This window comes from Serratia sp. BNK-23 (genome assembly GCF_047456145.1).
Classification (GTDB): Bacteria; Pseudomonadota; Gammaproteobacteria; order Enterobacterales; family Enterobacteriaceae; genus Serratia; species Serratia nematodiphila.
Window position 1 is genome coordinate 4,000,263 of sequence record NZ_CP179900.1, and the last position, 15,821, is coordinate 4,016,083.

The following is a 15,821-nucleotide window of genomic DNA, read 5'->3' on the forward strand; positions in this document are numbered from 1 at the left end:
GGGTTCGGGATTACGCTACCCCGCCCCCGGCCAATGAGAAAGCCGCTTTTCGCTACCTTTTCGCCCCGCTGCGCTTTGCTTACATCCCGCGTCTAACGTGATGAAAGGCGAAAGGTTGAGTAAAGGGCCGTCGCGTTACTTACCGTTGGTCAGCGTGTTGTAGCTGGTCATCAGATTGCGGTAGTCCGGGATATGGTTGGAGAACAGCGTGCCCAGGCCTTCGATATCGTTGCGCCAGTCGCGGTGCAGCTCGCAGGCGACGCCGAACCAGGTCATCAACTGCGCGCCGGCGGCTTCCATGCGGCTCCAGGCCGACTGACGGGTCAGTTCATTGAAGGTGCCGGAGGCGTCGGTCACCACAAACACTTCGAACCCTTCATTGAGCGCAGACAGCGCCGGGAATGCCACGCACACTTCGGTCACCACGCCGGCAATGATCAGTTGCTTGCGGCCGGTGGCTTTTACCGCTTTGACGAAGTCGTCGTTGTCCCAGGCGTTGATCTGGCCAGGGCGCGGAATAAAGGGAGCATCGGGGAATTGGGCTTTCAGTTCCGGCACCAGCGGGCCGTTGGGGCCGTTTTCAAAACTGGTGGTCAGAATGGTCGGCAGGTTGAAATACTTCGCTAAATCACCCAGCGCCAGCACGTTGTTTTTAAACCGATCGGGATCGATGTCGCGCACCAGCGAAAGCAGCCCTGCCTGATGATCCACCAGCAATACGGCGGCCTGATCTTTGTCGAGGCGTTTGTAATTTGCAGTCATGGTTTTACTCCTGTGGGGTTTGATGTTGCGGATGAAATGCCCCGCCGGTGTGGCGGGGCGTTGAGGTTTAAGTGTGGCATCTGGAACCGAGAACACTTCCCGCCCCAGATGCCAAGGTTCAACCGGCGCTCGCTTCGGCGTTCATGCTGCCGAACTTGCCGCTGTTGAAATCGCGGAACGCCTGCTGGATTTCCGCTTCGCTGTTCATGACGAACGGGCCGTAGCCGACGATAGGCTCATCGATCGGTTCGCCGCTCAGCACCAACAGCGCGACGTCGTTGTTGGCTTCGATAGTGATCGAATCCCCCGCCCGGTCGAAACGCACCATCTGGGTTTCACGCACCACATCTTCGCCGTTAACCAGGATCGCGCCGTGCAGCATCACCAGCGCCAGCGTATGGCCTTCTTTCACCGTCAGCGTGGTGGTATGGCCGGCATTCAGCTTCATATCCCACACGTTGAGCGGGCTGAAAGTGCGCGCCGGGCCGGCATGGCCGCCGAAGTCACCGGCGATCACCCGCACCTGCCCTGCGCCGTCCGCCAGCGGAACCACCGGAATATCGGCGTTCAGCAGCGTCTGGTAACCCGGCTCGGCCATTTTGTCCTTGGCCGGCAGGTTGACCCACAGCTGCACCATTTCCATGGTGCCGCCGTTGCGCGAGAAGTCTCGCGAATGGAACTCTTCGTGCAGGATGCCGGAGGCGGCGGTCATCCACTGGACGTCGCCGGGGCCAATCACCCCACCGCTGCCGGTCGAGTCACGGTGTTCCACTTCGCCCTGATAGACGATGGTCACCGTTTCAAACCCGCGATGCGGGTGCTGACCCACGCCACGGGTGCCGGAGGCGGAACGGAATTTGGTCGGCGCCGCGTGATCCAGCAGCAGGAACGGGCTCATTTCCGCCCCCAAATCGTTATAAGAGAACAGCGAATTCACCAGGAAACCGTTACCGACCCAGTGTGCTTCCGGGCTGTTGTGAATACCGAGGATTTTTTTCATCTTGAACTCCCGTTTCAGACCTCACGGCCTTAAGTTGATGTCAGAAGTTTAATCCGCCGGGGTTTGCTGCAGTAGTAGGCAAGATGTACACTCAGCGTTCTACTGATAGAACGATAAGGGATGCGATGCTGACCGATCTGAACGATCTGTTTTTCTTCGCCAGCGTGGTCGATCACCAGGGATTCGCCCCCGCCGGCCGGGCGCTGGGCATTCCCAAATCCAAGCTCAGCCGCCGCGTGGCGCTGCTGGAGGAGCGGTTGGGCGTGCGCCTGATCCAGCGCTCGACGCGGCGCTTCTCGGTGACCGAGGTCGGCCAAACCTATTACGCGCACTGCAAGGCGATGCTGGTGGAAGCGGAAGCGGCGCAGCAGGCGATCGAGCAGACGCGCGCCGAGCCCTGCGGCACGGTGCGCATGTCCTGCCCGGTGGCGATCCTGCACACCCGCGTCGGCAGCATGGTGGCGGCCTTTATGGCCGATTATCCCAAGGTGACGGTGCATCTGGAGGCCACCAACCGCCGGGTGGACGTGGTGGGGGAAGGGTTGGATCTGGCGATCCGGGTGCGGCCGCCGCCGCTGGAGGACAGCGATCTGGTGCTGAAAATCCTGGCGCAGCGCACCTGGTGTGTCGCCGCCAGCCCGGCGCTGGTGCGCACCCTCGGGCCGGCGCAAACGCCGGAAGACCTGCGTAAATACCCGACGCTCGATCTCGGCCCCGCGCGCGGTCAGCACCAATGGCGGCTGAGCGGCCCGCAGGGTGAACGGGTGGAGTGGGAGCACACGCCGCGACTGGTCACCGACGACATGCTGATGCTGCGCACCGCTGCCATCGCCGGCGCCGGCATCGTCCAACTGCCGGCGATGATGATGCGCGACGACATGCTGCGCGGCGAGCTGGTGCAACTGTTGCCGGGCTGGCAGCCGCAGGGCGGCGTGGTGCATGCGGTTTACCCGTCGCGCCGCGGCCTGCTGCCGGCGGTGCGGCTGCTGCTCGACTATCTGGGCGAGCAATTCGCCAGCATTGAAGAAGAGTGATCAGGCGGTGATTTCGATCGCGTTGCCGTCTGGATCGCGAATGACGGCCTCGTAGAAGCCGTCGCCGGTCCAGCGCGGCGCGGACAGCAAAATGCCCTCCTGCTGCGCGCGCTGCGCCAACCGATCGACCTGCCGCTCATCCCCGAGCGACAGTGCGATGTGCGCCCAACCGACCCGCTCCTCCTGCTCCTGCGCCGGCAGCAACGTCGGCACGCGCATGATCTCCAGCGACGGCCCGGCCGCCAGGCTGACGAAGCGGGAAACGAACCCCGGCCGGTTGCGGCTGATATACTCCTCCCCCGCGGCACCATTGAAATAACGCTGCCAAAATGCCAGCTGCGCGTCGATGTCACGGGTCCACAGAGCAACATGGGCTATTTTCATCATCATTCTCCGGTCGGTAAATCGCTGTGCCAAACCTGGCCGCCGCCCTGCGCCACCTGCAGCTCAAGCTGCGGGTGCGCGCCGCGCGCCGTCACCAGATGATCCACCCGCCCGGCGGGCAGGAAGGGGTAAGGGGCGTAGGTATTGAGCTTGTCGCGGGTGCACAGCACCGCCACGCTGCCGGCGCGCGTCAACAGCCGCTTTTTGAAGGTGGCGTCCTGGTAGCTCAGCGCGGAGAAGCCGCCGGCCGGGTCGTAGGCGCAGATGCCGGTAAACACCAAATCGAAATGGAAACCGTCGATCTCTTCCGCAGCCTTGGCGTCCACGCAGCCGCCGACCTGCGCATCCAACTCGCCGCCGATCAGGATGGTGCGGATCCCCGGCCGCTCCAGCATTTTGCCGGCGATGCTCAATGCATTGGTCACCACCGTCAAACGCCGGTCGCGCGGCAACAGATCCGCCAGATACAGGTGGGTGCTGCCGGCGTCGAGGAAGATCAGCTGTTCTTCACCGATCACCCCCAGCGCGGTCTGCGCCAGCGTCAGCTTCTCGTCACCGCTGAGCGCAATGCGCGTCGCAACGGGGCCTTCGGCCGGCGTCGGCGCTAACGCGCCGCCATAGATGCGTTTACACAGGTTCTGCGCCGCCAGCTGGCGCAGATCGCGGCGAATGGTCGCTTCGGTGGTGTTCAGCCGCTGCGCCATCTCCAGGGCCAGCACCCGCCCCTGTTGGCGGAGCGTGTCAAGAATGGCCTGGTGACGCTCATTCGGTAACAGTTTGGACATCATTTCAATCCGGTGACGCTAAAGTGATCACAAATGTACACAAACAAACACAAACGTACAATGCAGAGCGGAAGAAAAATCGCCGGGCAGGATTTTCGCCTGCGGGATGTTGGCTATACTGAGGCAAGCGAAGTTACCGCAGACGTAACGGCTTGGACGCTAAGGGAAAACGATGTTATTGACGATCGCAAGGTGGCTGTTTCAACTCCCCGGGAAGCTGTTCGGGCTGATTTTCAAAAATCGCCTGAGGATATTTTTGTTCTTCATGCTGGTCGCCGTTGGGGTGCTCGGCGCCAAGCGCTATCTGCGCGCCCACCAATATGACGACGAGTTCAGTCTCGCCGCCCCCGCCGATTACAATCGCGCCATCAAGCGCGAAATGCCGCTGCGGGAGGCGCGCGAACAGTGCGGCGGGCCGCTGCATGACAATGCCGGGCAGCCGTGGCCCGCCTCAGCGGGTTATCTGCATCAGCCAACGCGGCTGCCCGCATCCGGCCTGCATCGGCTGACGTTGGATAATCAGGGCAACGATTTCGCGGTGCTGGTCAAGCTGGAAACGCCAGCGGCGCCGCAACAGCTGGCGGAAGTCTTTATTCCGCCCGCCGGCAGCTTCGAGGTGAAAATCAATGCGAACGCGGAACACGTGATGAAAATCAAGAATATCAAGACCGGCTGCATGTTCCGCTCCCGGCCGTTCAACCTGGATAAACAGCGTGATTGGCGCATGCCGCTGACGCTGCAGAAGGACGGCAGCCTGCAGCTGCAGCCGATAGGCGATCGCCAATTCTGAGCGGGCGCCGGGCAGCAGAGCCGGCGCCGCATAGGGTTACTTTTTCACCGGATGATCGCGGCGGAACAGTTCCCAGCTTTCAATTTCCTGCCCACTCGGCAAGGTACAGGTAGAATACTGGCCTGCAGCATTCTCTTTGGCGTTCAGCTTGCCGCCGATTTGGGTGCAGTACACGTCGGCCGGGTTCGCCATGCCGATCGGTTTCACCTGCGGCGGCGGCGGCGCATCGTTGGATTTCACGGAACACCCCTGCAACATCGTCATCCCTGCCAACAGGGAAAGCATCAACGTTTTTTTCATTTTTCCAGCTTATGCAAAATACCCACGGCGGAACGCTCCGCCGTGGGTTGATCATGAAATAAAGGATTTGCCCTGTTTCAGCACCAGATCGCAGGCTTTCTGTTTCACCTTCTCGGTGATCTGCGAGGTGCCCAGGCTGTTCAGATCCAGGCTCTTGCCTTCGCCGGTCTGCAGCAAGCCGCCCAGGCCCTGCTGATAATCCTGGCTCTTGGCGTTTTCGGTGCTGGTGATGCCCAGCTTGCTGAGCAGCTGATCTTTCACCCCTTCGGCACCGTTAGCCGACAGCACGTTGTTTTTCACGCAGTACTGCAGGATACCGGCGGCATTGGTCATGCTGCTGGAGCTCAACGCCTTGTCGCCGCCGTTCAGCAGGCCGGTCAACGAGGAGAGCGACATGCCGCCGCTGCTGTCGCCGCCCGACTTGCTCAGTTCGCCCGCCGCGCTGCTGAGGGAATCCATCAGCCCGGCGGCCTGGGTGGCGCCGCTGGCCAGGGTCGCGGACAGCGCCAAAGCCAGCAATAAACGATGTTTGGTGATCATAGTGGTGAAACTCCTGTCATAACGGCATGCAATCGGCGCAACGCGCCGGGATACCTCTCCGACGCCGCCTGCGGCGACAAGTTCCTTTTATCTCGCCACCGCGCCGTTTTTCGGAATTCAGGAAGTTTAGAACTGCCAGCGCAGCCAGGCGAAGAACACGTTGCCGTTGTTATAGGTGCCGGGAATGTAGGTCGCCTGGAACGTCAGCCGCTGATAGCCGATAGAGGCCAGCGGCAGCGGCGCCGGGATAGGGATGTAATTCCAGTTGTCGCGCGCGGTGACGCTGGCGGTGAAGCCCAGCCCCAGGCGGAAATCCTTGTCATCCAGCGGGCGCCAGATCTTCTCGTAGGCGTAGCCGCCGATCGGCTCCCATTTGTTGAAGGAATCCTTGAACGCCATGATGTAGATGCCGTGCCAGTCACCGTCGCTGTCGTAGCGGGAGATGCCGTAACCGGTGCCCCACGGGCGTTCGTTGTACTTATCGATATGCTCATCATCATAAGTCCAACGGTTGTGCCAGGTGATGGCCGGGATATAGAGATCGTGGTTAGGCGAGTTGTTCCAGGTCTCCGCCACGTTATGGGTAAAACGCTGCCATAGACCCGGTTTTTCAGCCTGCGCGGTATTGCCACTTTCTGTACCAACCTCAGCGTAAGAAGGCAGTGCAGGAAATATCAACGCCAGAGAACATGCCAAAAGAGTCCGTTTGAGAAACATCGTAAAGCTCCTGTAAAAATACGGCCGCAGATTTTTACCGATAGCCCAGGCAAGATCAAGCTGTATCTAATTTATCCAACGCCCGTTGTGCTTTGGTTAAGTTTAGCACCGGAAAATTCCCGATAACTTTTAACAGGCTGCACCGGCCTGCGTATGCTATCGCCTTTCGGGCGGCAAAGCCGTGGGAAAAGTCCGCTTTGTCGCACACGACTCGCGGGCAAGGTGCTTGACCAACACATCGACATCGAGACGATTCACAAACTCCAGGGAATAAGAGGAATAGAGACCGAACAGGCGATTTTGGTGCCCGACCACCACCAGATCGATACCGGCCTGATGAATGAAATCACTGACGTCCTTAAAGCGCCGGATAGTGACGATTTCCTTGACCGCAACCGGCGCCTCGACGGCGCTCACCAGCCGGTTCAGCATCGCCTTGGCGGCGATCACCTCCTGCGCCTGGCGATCTTTGACCAGCGCATCGCTGCCGTACTCCAGCTCCGCATAGTCGGCGTTAAGGTGGCCGACGGTGATGGCGATCGGCAGCCCACCCACCATCGCCACCGTTTTACGCAGCAACGGCAGCCCATCGCGCTCATCGTGAATCAGTACCAGAATGTGTCGATAGCCTTTCATCACACGCCCCCCTCTCAGGCCAGCACCGCTGGGACATGAGCCCCTCTGGTAGGTATACGCCATCTGTGCGCACGTAGAGAAAAGTTTACGTATCACTTCCCACGGAATGTGATGGCTACCACGATATCTTAGCCCCCGTGGCGGCGTATTTTAACGCCGGCCCGACGTGGCGCGCATTGCGGCATCTGTAAAGTAAAACTGACAACCATGACCGAATAAAAAAACCTCATTGTTAATTTTTTGTTTTTAATTGGTTGCTGGAAGGTTTCTTTAAATAAGCGTGCGGCGGATCACCAAAATCCCCCTTTACGTCAGCGTCGGTTTTTCTTTCTCAGACTCACAGCCGGGTGCCGCCTGGCAGGATTTAACGCGGCATCAAAAGTACCGGGTAACTCCCCCTGCGTCATGATAAATGCCAACGCGGCGCCGTTTCTCTGCTGATATTCCATCAAGGAAAAATACCGCCGCACGCCAATACGCAATACCCCTACTTTTTATGTATTACTCAATCGCGTAAAGCGCCGAATACAAACCGCCCATTTTCCGGCTGCCAACCCTATCTTGAACAAGCCGACACTTTAAATAACTGTTAATGCTAACGACACAACATCGCCAGCAATTTATTTTTGCTGATTTTCGCCTGACAAAATAAAGATAAATAATCCGGAGCAATCAATGAAAATAACTATCGGGTCATTCATTCTGCAACAGCTTCACGCCCTGAACGTCGATCGTATTTATGGCGTGCCCGGCGACTATAACCTCAGCCTGCTGGAGCTGCTGGAAAACGACGAGCGGCTGGCGTTTGTCGGCAACTGTAATGAATTGAACGCCTCCTACGCCGCCGACGGTTACGCACGGATGAAAGGCGCCGGCGCGCTGATCGTCACCTACGGCGTCGGCGATCTGGCCGCGCTGTCCGGCATCGCCGGCGCCTATGCCGAATCCTCGCCGGTGGTCTGCATCGCCGGCACGCCGCCGCTGCACGCGATGAAGAATCATCAGCTATTGCACCATACCCTGGGCGACGGCAATTTCGACAACGTCATGAACTGCTTTAAACAATTCACCGTCGCTCAGGCTCTTATCACGCCGGAAAATGCCGCGCAGGAAATTCCACGCGTTATTTCTCGCGCCTGGATAGAGAAGAAACCGGTGTATTTACAGCTGCCGTCTGATATTTGCGACGTCGAAATTGAAATCACCGCAGCCGCAGCAGCGCCGCAATTGCCGGCGAGCGATAAATACAATGTGCAATTGGCGGCAATGGCGCTGTTAACCAAAATAAAGCGCGCGCAGCGCCCGATCATATTGGTCGACCAAATGGTGGATCGCTATCAGCTGCAGCAGCAGGTTATCGAGGTCGCTCACCGCTTCGCCATACCGCTGACCAATATGCCAACCGCCAAATGCATTATCCCGGAAAACACTGCCGGCTGGATGGGCGGCTACAGCGGCAACCTGTCGCGCCCCGAATTGTATGAACGCATGGCCCACTCAGACTGCGTGCTGAGTTTCGGCGTGCGTCTGGTGGACTCCACCACCGGCTATTTCTCGCAGCAAATTCCCGCCGCCGCTCAGGTGGATATTCAGCCGTTCTCGATGACGTTGGACAACACCTCCTACCCGGCGGTAGCGACGGCGGATCTGCTGCAGGCGCTGCTGGATCTGAGCGAAGACGCGCCGGCGCAGCTTTTATCACCGCTGGCCGATCCGCGTGACAAGCTGGCGACGCCGAGCGACGCGCCTATCGACCAGGCCTATCTGTGGCGGCGGATCCAACGCTTCATCCGGGCGGATGACGTGGTGGTGGTGGAAAACGGCACCTCCGGCGCGGCCATCGGCGGCATGCGCATGCCGGACGGCGTCAAGGTGGTCAACCAACCGATTTGGGGCTCGATCGGTTATACCCTGCCGGCGCTGCTCGGCACCCTGATGGCGGCCCCTGAGCGCCGTCACCTGCTGTTCATCGGCGACGGCTCCTTCCAGCTTACCGCGCAGGAAGTGTCCACCCTGCTGCGCTGCGAACAAAAGCCGATCATCTTCCTGATCAACAACGACGGTTACACTATCGAACGCTATATCCTCGGCGAAAACTCGTCCTACAACGACATCAGCCCGTGGGACTACGCCAAACTGCCGGCGGTATTGAATACCCAGGCGCAGCCGTTCAGCGTGGCGGTGGAAACCACACAACAGCTGGAAATGGCCCTGGAACACGCCTCACGGCAGGATCGGCTGGCGTTTATCGAGGTGAAAGTGCCGATGATGGACACGCCGCCGGTGATGAAAGAGTTCTGTAACCGCTGCAACAGCTTTAACTTCGGCCTGACCAACCCGCGCCGCAGCGCCTGAGGCGCGATGATCGCGCCGTCGGTGGTTCAGGCCACCGGCGGCGTTTTTCATACCGTTACCCGCCGGCGCGCGCCATGCAGCGCTGCCGGCGTTCATCCACCCGCTTGGCGAACCAGGCGGTGGTCAGCTTGCGGGTGATTTTCGGGCTTTCCAGCTGAATACCCGGCAGCATCTCACGCGGCAGCTTGCCGCCCGCCAACGCATAGACCTTCTTATACAGGTCGGTATCGGCAAAGTCAGCCGTATCGCCTTTCTCAAGCGCCCGGCGAATGGCGCTGTCGCTCATGTTCAGGCGCTTGCCGAGCGTACGCACCGCCAGCTCGGTCGAGCCGGGCTTGTCGCTGCTGAAATCGATCAGATCGCCGTCCAGCGCCAGCGGAATGGCGCTCGCCCGGCTGACCGCGTTTTGGAACGCCGCGTTGCGGCTGGCGTACCAGCCGGCGTTGAAGTCGGCAAAGCGGTAAATCGGCCGGCTGTAATCGGCCGGGTACCCCAGCAAATGCATAATGCCGAAGTACATGCCGCCGCGCCGGCTGAAAACTTCGCGGCGAATCGAGCCGTCGACCGGATAAGGATACCCTTTGGCGTGCGCCTCGGCGAAGGCGATGCTCACCTGCATCGGGCCGCCGGTATGTACCGGGTTCAAATGGCCGAACAGCTTCTGTCCCATCGGCACGCGGTCGATCATGTCATCGAAGATATCGCTCAGATCCTTCTCCGTGCGCACCTTATCCAGACGCTCGCTGTAGCTCTGGCCGTTCGACGACGAGATCTTCAACGCGGTATGCACCAAAAAGTTCGGGATGTGCATCTGATCGGCACGGCGGTCGATCTCTTTCCAGGCGATCTTCGGCAGCCCCGGCACCTGCGGGTTAGCCTGGAACGTCGACTCTTGTTCGGTCACCGCCAGCACCGAACACAGGTTCTCATCGCTCGGTTCAATGCCCTGCGCGGCGAAGGCGGCGGTAATATCGGTGGCCCAGCCCTGACGATCGCCGGCGTTGGCCGGGATCAGCGTCATCAGTCGGGCTTTGACGTCGGCGGGGCGCGCCGCCGGCACCGTGGTGGTGGTTTTGCTGGTACAGCCCGCCAGCGCCAGCAGCGCGGCCAGGCTCAGCAAACGGAAGGGCATCGGGTGGAATAAACGAGATATCGGCATCTTTTCCCTGAACGTGATGACATGAACAGCACTGAAATTAGCCCAGCCGCCGCGCACAATCCAGTATAAAGATATCGCCGCGCCTTTCCGTCAGGCCGCTATGTTCAAACGATCGATAAAGATGTATTTTATATACATCATATAAATCACTTTGTTTGCCCAGCCAGAGGAGCCCCCTATGGAGCAGCAGCTGCTTTGCTATAAAACCCTGCCGGAATGGAACAGCGACACACTGCCGGAAGCCTTTCGCCAGCGCCACAACACCCAGAGCGGCACCTGGGCGAAGCTCACCGTGCTGAGCGGCAACCTGACGTTCGCCATGATGACCGAAGACGGCGCTACCACCGAGACCTGGCAGTTTAGCCCCGAAAGCCAGCCGCCGTTTATCGAACCGCAGCAGTGGCATCGCATCGTTTCCTTCTCGGACGACATGACCTGCCGGCTGGCGTTCTACTGCACGCCGGAAGATTACTACCACAAGAAATACGAACTGACGCGCACCCACTCCGAAGTGATCGAGGCGGCGGCGCGCATCGCACCGGGCAAGGCGCTGGATCTGGGCTGCGGCGGCGGCCGCAATTCGCTCTATCTCAATCTGAAAGGTTTCGACGTCACCGCCTGGGACAAGCACGCGCCGTCGATAGCTCGCCTCAATCAGATCATCGACGCCGAGCAGCTGACCCGCCTGAGCGCCGGGGTGCAGGATCTCAATACTCACCGCTTCAGCGGCGAGTACGACTTCATCCTGTCCACCGTGGTGTTGATGTTCCTCGAGCGCCAGCAGATCCCGCATATCGTGCAAAACATGCAGGACAGCACCGTGCCCGGCGGCCATAATCTGATCGTGGCGGCGATGGATACCGAAGATTATCCCTGCCCGCTGCCGTTCCCGTTCACCTTCAAGCCGGGCGAGCTGAAGCACTATTACCGCGACTGGCAGATCCTCAAATACAACGAGGACGTCGGGCAACTGCACAAGACCGACGCCGCCGGCAACCGCATCTCGCTGCGCTTCGCCACCCTGCTGGCGCGCAAGCTATAACGCGTCGTGAAAGATCACCCCTAGCGTGTGGCGTTGGCCGGTGCGTATCCGGCTGACGCCGTGGCGCAGATTGACCCGATAGTAGCCTCTCGCCCCCGCCACCGGCCGATGATGCACCGCGAACACCACCGCGTCGCCCTGCTGCAAGGGCACCACCTCCGGCCGGCTCTGCATCCGCGGCCGCTGCTCGGTCAGCACAAACTCGCCGCCGGTGAAATCCCGTTCAGGGGCGGAGAGCAAAAACGCTACCTGCAGCGGAAACACCCGTTCGCCGTACAGATCCTGATGCAGGCAGTTGTAATCCCCCTCCGTGTAACGCAACAGCAGCGGCGTTGGCCGCCGCTGGCCGGCCTGATGGCATTCAGTCAGGTAGGCCTCGTGTTCGGCGGGATAACGCGCCGCCAGACCCAGCATGGCGTTCCAGCGATTGGCCAACGGCGCCAACCGCGCGTACAGCAGGCCGCGCACTTCGGCCACCGGGGGCGGTAACGGATACGCAAAATACTGGTACTCGCCGCGACCAAAACCGTGCCGCGCCATGACAATGCGGCTGCGGAAGTGCTCGCCATGCGGATAAAGCGCCGCCAATTGCCGGCACAGCTCGGCGCTGAGCACGCCCGGCAGGCGCGCGCCCCCCTGCGCATCAAGTTCGCGTTCGATCGCCGCCCAGTCCAATTCGGCCAACCGCGCCGCCAGCGCGCCGCTCATCGCTGCGCCTCCTTTTCCAGCAAGGCTTTCTTGCGCTCGACGCCCCAGCGATAACCGGACAAGGCGCCGTCGTTGCGCACCACCCGGTGACAGGGGATTGCCACCGCCAGCACGTTGGCGGCGCAGGCGCCGGCCACCGCGCGCACCGCTTTCGGCGCGCCGATGCGCCGGGCGATATCGGCATAGCTGACGGTTTCGCCGACCGGTATCGCCTGCAGCGCCCGCCAGACCCGCTGTTGAAACGCAGTGCCGCGAATATCCAGCGGCAGCGCCAGCCCGCTCTCCGGCGCTTCGATCAGGCCCACCACCTGCGCCATCAGCGCTTCATACTGCGCGTCACCGCCGATCAGCTCGGCGTTGGGGAATTTATCCTGCAGATCCTGCACCAGCTGCTGCGCATCGTCCCCCAGCAGAATGGCGCAAATGCCCACCTCGCTCTGCGCCGCCAGGATATCGCCCAGCGAACAGCGCCCGACGGCGAAATGGATGCGCATGCCTTTGCCACCCGCCCGGTAGGCCTTCGGCGTCATGCCCAGCGCGGCGTTGGCTTGCTGGTAGAAGCGGCCGTTGGCGCCATAGCCGGCGTCGAAGATCGCGTCGGTCACCGTCTCCTGCTGCGAAAGACCGGTGCGCAAGCGCTGGCTACGCTGCGCGTCGGCGTAGCCTTTCGGCGTCAGGCCGGTGATCGCTTTAAACAGCCGGTGGAAATGGTATTGGCTCAACCCGACGTGGCGCGCCAGCGTCTGCAGCGACGGCGCTTTCTCCGCCCGTTCGATATAGCGGCAGGCCTCGGCTATCTGCCGCGCATGCTGCTCTGTCAACGGCGTCAGCCCCTGGCGGCAGCGTTTGCAGGGCCGATAACCCGCCGCCTCCGCCTGTTCCGCATCGTCGAACAGCTCCACGTTTTGCCGATTCGGCTGGCGTGACGGGCAGGAAGGCGAGCAATACACGCCGGTGGTTTTCACCGCGTAGATAAAGCGGCCGTCGGCGTGCTTGTCGCGGCTGACGATCGCCAGCCAGCGCGGATCGGCGCTGTCGATTACGTTTTTCATCATCCGTTCCTCACTGCGGTTTCGATGTTAACCAGCATAGTGACGGGCCGTTGGCGAAACACGCCGACTCTTGCTTTTTAATTCGACGCCGACGTTTTCAACAATGTTTCGACAATTTTTAACCAACAACATGAAGTTTATTACGTTGCCAACCCGCTTGCACGGCGTTAGGATCGCGGCCGGCCACGGGCGTGGCCAGTGTTTTTGCCTGTTAGTTGCGCGCATGGAGAGGTTATTGTGTTAGAGAGTTTTGGCGTCCTGAATTTATGGACCTATTTGGCCGGGGTGGTCTTCATCATCATTCTGCCGGGGCCGAATACGCTGTACGTGCTGAAAACCGGCATATCGCGCGGCGTGCGCGCCGGCTACACCGCGGCGCTGGGCGTGTTTATCGGCGATGCGATCCTGATCTTCTGCGCCTATATCGGCGTGGCGTCGCTGATCCGCACCACGCCGTTCCTGTTTACCCTGGTGCGTTTTCTCGGCGCGATTTACCTGCTGTTCCTCGGCGCAAAAATCCTCTACGCCACCTTCGTGCAGAAGGCACAGGCGCAACAGCAGCAAATTGAAGGCGGCCACAGCATTCTGCGCAAGTCGCTGACGCTGAGCCTGACCAACCCGAAAGCCATTCTGTTTTACGTGTCGTTCTTCGTGCAGTTCATCGACTTCAACTACGCGCACACCGGGCTGTCGTTCACCATTCTGGCGCTGATCCTCGAAGCCGTCAGCTTTATCTACATGAGCACGCTGATCTTCTCCGGCGCGATGCTGGCGCATTTCTTCAACCACAAGAAAGGCCTGGCGAAGCTCGGCAACGGCCTGATCGGCCTGCTGTTCCTCGGTTTCGCCACCCGTCTGGCGACCCTGAGCTCGTGATCCCTCCCGGCCGGCGCCCGCCGGCCGCGGTTTACTCTCCCGTCACGGCAAAATGACACGCAGGACAAACCGAATGTCAGGCAGACCAAAGCCGCCGCTTTCCCACTGATCTAGACTTGCAGGGTTAACGATAACCTGATGAGCCTGATCGGAGGATGTATGTCTGACAATACCGTAGCCGTGCTGGATAGCGTGTCGCGTTTTCTCGATCGTCAGCATGGGCTGTATATCGACGGCCAGTGGCGCGCGTCCGCCGCGGAAGGCCGCCTGGCGGTGTACAACCCCGCCAATGGGCAGCAGATCGCCACCACCGCCGACGCCAATGAACACGACGTCGCGCTGGCGGTGCAGTCCGCCCACAAAGCCTTCAGCGAAGGCGTCTGGGCGCAGCGTCTGCCGGTAGAGCGTGAACGCATCCTGCTGCGCTTCGCCGATCTGGTGGAGCAGCACGCCGAAGAATTGGCGCAGCTCGAAACCCTTGAACAGGGCAAATCCATCAACATCGCCCGCGCCTTCGAAGTCGGCAGCACCCTGAACTGGATGCGCTACACCGCCGGGCTGGCGACCAAAATCACCGGCCAGACGCTGGATGTCTCCATTCCGATGCCACCGGGCGCCAAATATCAGGTTTATACCCGCAAAGAGCCGATCGGCGTGGTCGCCGGCATCGTGCCCTGGAACTTCCCGCTGATGATCGGCATGTGGAAAGTGATGCCAGCGCTGGCCGCGGGCTGCTCCATCGTCATCAAGCCCTCGGAAACCACCCCGCTCACCCTGCTGCGCATCGCCGAACTGGCGAGCGAAGCCGGCGTGCCGCCGGGCGCGTTCAACGTGGTCACCGGCCGCGGCACCGTGTGCGGCAAGGCGCTGACCGAACATCCGCTGATCGCCAAAGTCAGCTTTACCGGCTCCACGCCGGTGGGCAAAAGCATCGCGCGCGCGGCGGCGGATCGCCTGACCCGCGTGACGCTGGAGCTGGGCGGCAAAAACCCGGCCATCGTGCTGAAAGATGCCGATCCGCAGCAGGTGATCGAAGGCCTGATGCTCGGCAGCTTCCTCAACCAGGGGCAGGTGTGTGCCGCCAGCTCGCGAATCTATATCGAAGCGCCGATTTATGATCGGTTGGTGGCCGGATTCGAACAGGCGGTGAAATCGCTGTCGGTCGGGCCGGGGATGGATACCGGCGCGCAAATCAACCCGCTGGTGTCGCTCGCGCACCGCAACAAGGTGGCGGCCTACCTGGACGACGCCCGGGCGAAAAACGCCGAGCTTATCGGCGGCGCGGCCGGGCCGGACGCCAACGGCTTCTACATTCCGCCGACCCTGGTGATCAACCCGGACGATCGGCTGAACCTGACGCGCGAGGAAGTGTTCGGCCCGGTGGTCAACCTGATCCGGGTGGCGAGCGCCGAAGAAGCGCTGAGCAAGGCCAACGACACCGACTTCGGGCTGACCGCCAGCCTGTGGACCACCAGCCTGCAGCAGGCGATGGCGCTGACGCCGCGCATTCAGGCCGGCACCGTGTGGGTCAACACCCATACGCTGATCGACCCGAACATGCCGTTCGGCGGGTTCAAACAGTCGGGCAGCGGCCGTGATTTCGGCCCGGATTGGCTGGACGCTTACACCGAGTCGAAATCGGTTTGCATCCGCTATTGAGTGAAGCGGCGCGGGCCTGGCC

At 61.0% G+C, this 15,821-nt stretch carries 17 protein-coding genes; 6 read left to right on the forward strand and 11 right to left on the reverse strand.

Annotated features, from left to right (window positions below; genetic code table 11):
- Positions 1–135 precede the first annotated feature (135 nt).
- Positions 136–762: an isochorismate family cysteine hydrolase YcaC gene (ycaC, locus tag ACMGF9_RS19040; protein WP_004928476.1), complete on the reverse strand. Its 627-nt coding sequence runs from the start codon at positions 760–762 to the stop codon at positions 136–138.
- Between the two features lie 118 nt (positions 763–880).
- Positions 881–1,762, reverse strand: coding sequence for a pirin family protein (locus tag ACMGF9_RS19045; RefSeq protein ID WP_015376795.1), 882 nt, complete (start codon positions 1,760–1,762; stop codon positions 881–883).
- A gap of 125 nt (positions 1,763–1,887) precedes the next feature.
- Here ACMGF9_RS19045 and ACMGF9_RS19050 point away from each other — a divergent pair, with 125 nt between their 5' ends.
- Positions 1,888–2,796: a LysR family transcriptional regulator gene (locus ACMGF9_RS19050; RefSeq protein ID WP_261438251.1), complete on the forward strand. Its 909-nt coding sequence runs from the start codon at positions 1,888–1,890 to the stop codon at positions 2,794–2,796.
- Here the strand turns inward: ACMGF9_RS19050 and ACMGF9_RS19055 are convergent, their stop codons facing one another.
- On the reverse strand, positions 2,797–3,180 hold the full coding sequence (locus ACMGF9_RS19055; RefSeq protein ID WP_031300031.1) for a VOC family protein: 384 nt from the start codon (positions 3,178–3,180) through the stop codon (positions 2,797–2,799). It abuts the gene before it with no gap.
- 2 nt (positions 3,181–3,182) lie between these two features.
- Positions 3,183–3,965 carry a DeoR/GlpR family DNA-binding transcription regulator gene (locus ACMGF9_RS19060; protein ID WP_021504716.1) on the reverse strand — a complete coding sequence of 261 codons (783 nt, stop codon included), beginning with the start codon at positions 3,963–3,965 and terminating at the stop codon, positions 3,183–3,185.
- 172 nt (positions 3,966–4,137) lie between these two features.
- Between ACMGF9_RS19060 and ACMGF9_RS19065 the strand changes: the two genes are divergently transcribed.
- A complete protein-coding gene (locus ACMGF9_RS19065) occupies positions 4,138–4,755 on the forward strand; it encodes a hypothetical protein (RefSeq protein ID WP_015376791.1) in 618 nt (205 codons plus the stop codon).
- 36 nt (positions 4,756–4,791) lie between these two features.
- Here ACMGF9_RS19065 and ACMGF9_RS19070 read toward each other — a convergent pair whose 3' ends face one another.
- From ACMGF9_RS19070 to ACMGF9_RS19085, 4 genes are all read right to left on the reverse strand, one after another.
- Positions 4,792–5,055, reverse strand: a complete 264-nt coding sequence (locus ACMGF9_RS19070; protein ID WP_004940597.1) for a DUF333 domain-containing protein — start codon at positions 5,053–5,055, stop codon at positions 4,792–4,794.
- A gap of 51 nt (positions 5,056–5,106) precedes the next feature.
- Entirely contained in the window at positions 5,107–5,595 is a 489-nt protein-coding gene (locus tag ACMGF9_RS19075) for a DUF2501 domain-containing protein (RefSeq protein WP_015376789.1), read from the reverse strand.
- Between the two features lie 126 nt (positions 5,596–5,721).
- Positions 5,722–6,312, reverse strand: a complete 591-nt coding sequence (pagP, locus tag ACMGF9_RS19080) for a lipid IV(A) palmitoyltransferase PagP (RefSeq protein ID WP_414160372.1) — start codon at positions 6,310–6,312, stop codon at positions 5,722–5,724.
- A 156-nt stretch (positions 6,313–6,468) separates the two neighbouring features.
- Positions 6,469–6,948 carry a universal stress protein gene (locus ACMGF9_RS19085; protein ID WP_414160373.1) on the reverse strand — a complete coding sequence of 160 codons (480 nt, stop codon included), beginning with the start codon at positions 6,946–6,948 and terminating at the stop codon, positions 6,469–6,471.
- A gap of 675 nt (positions 6,949–7,623) precedes the next feature.
- Between ACMGF9_RS19085 and ACMGF9_RS19090 the strand changes: the two genes are divergently transcribed.
- The gene (locus ACMGF9_RS19090; protein WP_118892410.1) at positions 7,624–9,303 is read left to right on the forward strand and encodes an alpha-keto acid decarboxylase family protein; all 1,680 of its coding nucleotides are present in this window, start codon (positions 7,624–7,626) and stop codon (positions 9,301–9,303) included.
- Between the two features lie 55 nt (positions 9,304–9,358).
- Here ACMGF9_RS19090 and ACMGF9_RS19095 read toward each other — a convergent pair whose 3' ends face one another.
- Positions 9,359–10,462 (reverse strand): DUF1615 domain-containing protein, encoded by a 1,104-nt coding sequence (locus tag ACMGF9_RS19095; protein WP_118892411.1) that lies wholly within the window; start codon positions 10,460–10,462, stop codon positions 9,359–9,361.
- Positions 10,463–10,640: 178 nt separating this feature from the next.
- On the opposite strand from ACMGF9_RS19095, the gene tehB reads away from it, so the two are divergent.
- On the forward strand, positions 10,641–11,504 hold the full coding sequence (gene tehB, locus ACMGF9_RS19100; RefSeq protein ID WP_004940615.1) for an SAM-dependent methyltransferase TehB: 864 nt from the start codon (positions 10,641–10,643) through the stop codon (positions 11,502–11,504).
- Here the strand turns inward: tehB and ACMGF9_RS19105 are convergent.
- Together ACMGF9_RS19105 and ada are read right to left on the reverse strand one after the other, a co-directional pair.
- On the reverse strand, positions 11,499–12,212 hold the full coding sequence (locus ACMGF9_RS19105) for a 2OG-Fe(II) oxygenase (protein WP_015376783.1): 714 nt from the start codon (positions 12,210–12,212) through the stop codon (positions 11,499–11,501). The genes tehB and ACMGF9_RS19105 overlap by 6 nt on opposite strands.
- Positions 12,209–13,264, reverse strand: coding sequence for a bifunctional DNA-binding transcriptional regulator/O6-methylguanine-DNA methyltransferase Ada (ada, locus tag ACMGF9_RS19110; protein WP_021504722.1), 1,056 nt, complete (start codon positions 13,262–13,264; stop codon positions 12,209–12,211). The genes ACMGF9_RS19105 and ada overlap by 4 nt, the downstream gene beginning before the upstream one ends.
- Positions 13,265–13,501: 237 nt before the next feature.
- Between ada and leuE the strand changes: the two genes are divergently transcribed.
- Entirely contained in the window at positions 13,502–14,140 is a 639-nt protein-coding gene (leuE, locus tag ACMGF9_RS19115; RefSeq protein ID WP_004940625.1) for a leucine efflux protein LeuE, read from the forward strand.
- A gap of 159 nt (positions 14,141–14,299) precedes the next feature.
- On the forward strand, positions 14,300–15,799 hold the full coding sequence (locus tag ACMGF9_RS19120) for an aldehyde dehydrogenase family protein (protein WP_004940628.1): 1,500 nt from the start codon (positions 14,300–14,302) through the stop codon (positions 15,797–15,799).
- Positions 15,800–15,821: the final 22 nt, after the last annotated feature.

Bases quoted from the DNA above. Each gene is read 5' to 3' on its own strand.
- ycaC (WP_004928476.1), bottom strand. From the start codon at position 762: ATGACTGCAAATTACAAACGCCTCGACAAAGATCAGGCCGCCGTATTG.
- ACMGF9_RS19065 (WP_015376791.1), top strand. From the start codon at position 4,138: ATGTTATTGACGATCGCAAGGTGGCTGTTTCAACTCCCCGGGAAGCTG.
- ACMGF9_RS19050 (WP_261438251.1), top strand. From the start codon at position 1,888: ATGCTGACCGATCTGAACGATCTGTTTTTCTTCGCCAGCGTGGTCGAT.
- ACMGF9_RS19105 (WP_015376783.1), bottom strand. From the start codon at position 12,212: ATGAGCGGCGCGCTGGCGGCGCGGTTGGCCGAATTGGACTGGGCGGCG.
- tehB (WP_004940615.1), top strand. From the start codon at position 10,641: ATGGAGCAGCAGCTGCTTTGCTATAAAACCCTGCCGGAATGGAACAGC.
- ACMGF9_RS19045 (WP_015376795.1), bottom strand. From the start codon at position 1,762: ATGAAAAAAATCCTCGGTATTCACAACAGCCCGGAAGCACACTGGGTC.
- pagP (WP_414160372.1), bottom strand. From the start codon at position 6,312: ATGTTTCTCAAACGGACTCTTTTGGCATGTTCTCTGGCGTTGATATTT.
- ACMGF9_RS19055 (WP_031300031.1), bottom strand. From the start codon at position 3,180: ATGAAAATAGCCCATGTTGCTCTGTGGACCCGTGACATCGACGCGCAG.
- ACMGF9_RS19095 (WP_118892411.1), bottom strand. From the start codon at position 10,462: ATGCCGATATCTCGTTTATTCCACCCGATGCCCTTCCGTTTGCTGAGC.
- ACMGF9_RS19120 (WP_004940628.1), top strand. From the start codon at position 14,300: ATGTCTGACAATACCGTAGCCGTGCTGGATAGCGTGTCGCGTTTTCTC.
- ACMGF9_RS19090 (WP_118892410.1), top strand. From the start codon at position 7,624: ATGAAAATAACTATCGGGTCATTCATTCTGCAACAGCTTCACGCCCTG.
- ACMGF9_RS19075 (WP_015376789.1), bottom strand. From the start codon at position 5,595: ATGATCACCAAACATCGTTTATTGCTGGCTTTGGCGCTGTCCGCGACC.
- ada (WP_021504722.1), bottom strand. From the start codon at position 13,264: ATGAAAAACGTAATCGACAGCGCCGATCCGCGCTGGCTGGCGATCGTC.
- ACMGF9_RS19060 (WP_021504716.1), bottom strand. From the start codon at position 3,965: ATGTCCAAACTGTTACCGAATGAGCGTCACCAGGCCATTCTTGACACG.
- ACMGF9_RS19070 (WP_004940597.1), bottom strand. From the start codon at position 5,055: ATGAAAAAAACGTTGATGCTTTCCCTGTTGGCAGGGATGACGATGTTG.
- ACMGF9_RS19085 (WP_414160373.1), bottom strand. From the start codon at position 6,948: ATGAAAGGCTATCGACACATTCTGGTACTGATTCACGATGAGCGCGAT.